A 3,120-nucleotide genomic window follows, 5' to 3' on the forward strand; every position below is an offset into this window, starting at 1 on the left:
CGATGTACGGGGCACAGGGCGGTAAAGTCACCATTGAAGACGCACAGATTCAGTGGAGCGCAGAAGAGGACGAGGCAAGCGACAGCGGCGATCCATTTGCCGGATTAGAGGCCGCTTTGTTCGCCGCTTCTCAGTGACAACGTATTCGTGACGGTTTAGGATTCCCTATTGCCAATGAAAAGGGGAATTTTGTGAAAAAATTATTATTAGGTTTTATTTTTATCACATCAGCAGCTAGTGCAACGCAAATTCTTGAACCACAAGAACTGCAAAAGCTAACAAATACCATTTGTTCTCAGCACTCAGATCCATCGCTGTGCGTGAAAGCTTTTTATAAAGTTATATCATACGCCAAAGAGAATGATGATTACTTTTATTACTGTCAAAAATCTAAAGATTCAGGAATGTCAACAGATAAAGAGTTATGCAATCAATCTAAAATTCTGAGGGATTTCATTGACCAGAATGCAAACTAGATTGTTTGATTATAAAAAATAACCTGCTTCGGCAGGTTTTTTATTTTAAAGAGGTAGTAAATGGCAACCCTGCGTGAACTTATCATTAAGGTTTCAGCAAACTCTCAATCATTTCAGACTGAGATCGCCCGCGCTTCACGCATGGGACAAGACTATTATAAAACCATGCAAAATGGTGGGCGTCAGGCTGCTGCGGCTGCGAAAGAAAGTCAAAAGGCTCTTTCCGAGTTAACCGATGGATTTGCTTCTGCTGGTCGAGCAGCTACGGCTGCGGCTGCAGCATTTGCTACAGGAAAACTGGTTCAGATTGCTGATCAATGGAACTCAGTGAATGCACGGCTTAAACAAGCCTCAGTGTCTACGAATGATTTTACTTTATCTCAGACCCGATTAATGGCGATTAGCCAGAGTACGGGCACTGCTTTTACTGATAACGCTAATTTATTTTCACGCGCGGCAGCATCAATGCGTGAATTTGGCTACAGCTCAGATGAAGTGCTCAAAATCACCGAAGCGGTATCAACAGGACTTAAACTATCTGGTGCAAGCACAGAAGAAGCCGGTTCTGTTATTACCCAGTTCAGTCAGGCCCTTGCTCAAGGTGTTTTGCGTGGCGAAGAGTTTAACGCGGTTAACGAATCTGGTGATCGTGTCATCCGCGCCCTGGCTGCTGGTATGGGCGTTGCCCGAAAAGACCTTAAAGCAATGGCTGATCAGGGGCAACTTACCATTGATAAAGTCGTACCAGCTTTGATCAGTCAATTAGGTGTATTACAGGGGGAGTTTTCCTCGTTGCCACCAACAGTTTCTGGATCAATGCAAAAAGTCACTAACTCTTTTATGGCATGGGTTGGTGGGGTGAACCAGGCAACTGGCGCGACAGATGCACTTTCTGGCGGTCTTGATGGGCTGGCAGGTACGCTGGATTCTCTTACATCTTCCGCTGTCAGCGGGGCCCTCAGTGACGTAGCAGATAATATGTCACTAATTACCACCGCTGCTGGTGGTTTGGTTGGGATCGGATTAGCCCGATATCTTGGTGGGATTGTTACCAGCGCAAGCAGTGCTACTGGCGCACTTATTTCAGCGGCAAAATCTGAGGTAGCCCTTGCAGTCGCTCAAGAAAAAGCAGCGCAATCTTCTGTTGCCGCTTCCCGCGCCGCTGTTTATCGTGCCCAGCAAGCTCTTCAGAGTGCTAAAAGTGCAGATGTTCAGGCGGCACAACAGGAGAGGGTTGCGGCCGCAGAAGCCAAGGTTACTGCTGCGCAAGGTCGATTGACAACAGCTCTCTCCACCGGAACAGCTACAGAAAAAGTACGAGCACGAACAGCTCTGGAGCGGGCTCAGGCGGGGCTTGTAGCTGCAAAAAATGCCGATGCACAGGCTATTGCTGAAAGAAAGCTTGCCGCAGCGCAAGCGGCGCTTAGCCGTAATATTTCTGGTAGGGTTTCTGCTCAAAATAATCTTAACAGCGTTACTTCTGTCGGCACCCGGTTGATGAGCGGGGCTCTTGGGCTGGTCGGTGGTATACCCGGGTTAGTTATGCTGGGTGCTGGCGCATGGTACGCTATGTATCAAAGCCAGGAACAAGCAAGGAAGTCAGCTCAGGAATATGCCAGCCAAATAGATCAAATCAGAGAAAAAACCTCTTCAATGACTCTACCTGAGGTAGATAGTAATCGTAAATTAACGGTTGAGGCGATGCAGGAGCAAAAGCGCTTAATCGAAGAACAAGAGCGGAGCGTAAAAAGCCTTAACAGACAAATAAATGATTTAAATGAAAGTAGAAGCAAGCCAGGTATTACTCAAGAAAATGATTTAAATATTACAAAGGCTATTGCAATTTTGACCGAGCAAGTTGTCGTAGAAGAAGACAAGCTTCGTCAGATGCGAGAAAAATCCAGTGATATATTAAAGGCACTTGAGGAGAATGAAAGAAGAAGAAACGATCTTATAAAAGAAAGAGCATGGCGGCAAAATGCTGAATACCAGAGTCTAATATTGATGACTGGTAAGTATTCAGAAGTTAACCGTTTGCTTGGATTGGGAAATCAGCTTTTAATGGAAAGGCAAGGATTAGTTAACGTTCCAATGCGAATGCCTCAGGCTGATTTAACATCACAGCAAGCCAATGCACTGGAAAAAAGTCGGCAGGACCTTGAATTATCGAAGCTTAAAGGAGAGGCAAGAGAGAGAGCCCGGTTAGGTTATGCTGCTGACGAATTAGGGCTCAAGGATGAACCTCAGTTTAAAACTAACCGCGATCTGTTTATTAATCAGGGGTTGGCGAAATGGCAAAACGATGAATCCAATAAGCCCACCCGGAAAGCGCCAAAAAGCGAAGAGGTTAAAGCGGCTGAAAAGACAGAGGACGTTTACAAGCGCCTTATTAAACAGCAGCAGGAACAAATAGCCCTGGGAAGCCAGAATACCGAACTGGCTAAAATGAAATATCAGGTGACGCAGGGGGAGTTAGCCTCTCTTGAGCAAGCCAAAAAAGAAATGATCCTGCAAAATGCTGCACTAATCGATCAGAAAAACATTGCTGAACAGTTGCAAACGTTCCGTGAGGGGCTGGCTGACAGTAATGCCGCTGCGCGTGACCGGGGGAATATTGATTTTCTTGGTGCCGGGATGGGGGATA

General features: G+C 46.1%; 2 protein-coding genes and 1 pseudogene. All 3 read left to right on the plus strand.

What is annotated here, in order from left to right; all coding sequences use genetic code 11:
- A pseudogene (locus tag HMPREF3178_RS31640) lies at positions 1-137 on the plus strand (phage tail protein); the annotation flags it as partial.
- A 54-nt stretch (positions 138-191) separates the two neighbouring features.
- On the plus strand, positions 192-476 hold the full coding sequence (locus HMPREF3178_RS29740) for a hypothetical protein (RefSeq protein WP_071561202.1): 285 nt from the start codon (positions 192-194) through the stop codon (positions 474-476).
- Between the two features lie 60 nt (positions 477-536).
- Positions 537-3,120, plus strand: a 2,584-nt coding sequence (locus HMPREF3178_RS08435) for a phage tail tape measure protein (protein ID WP_070585123.1), incomplete at its 3' end; no start/stop codon positions are given.

The sequence above is a fragment of the Klebsiella sp. HMSC09D12 genome, assembly GCF_001808475.1.
In the GTDB taxonomy this organism is placed as follows: domain Bacteria; phylum Pseudomonadota; class Gammaproteobacteria; order Enterobacterales; family Enterobacteriaceae; genus Klebsiella; species Klebsiella oxytoca.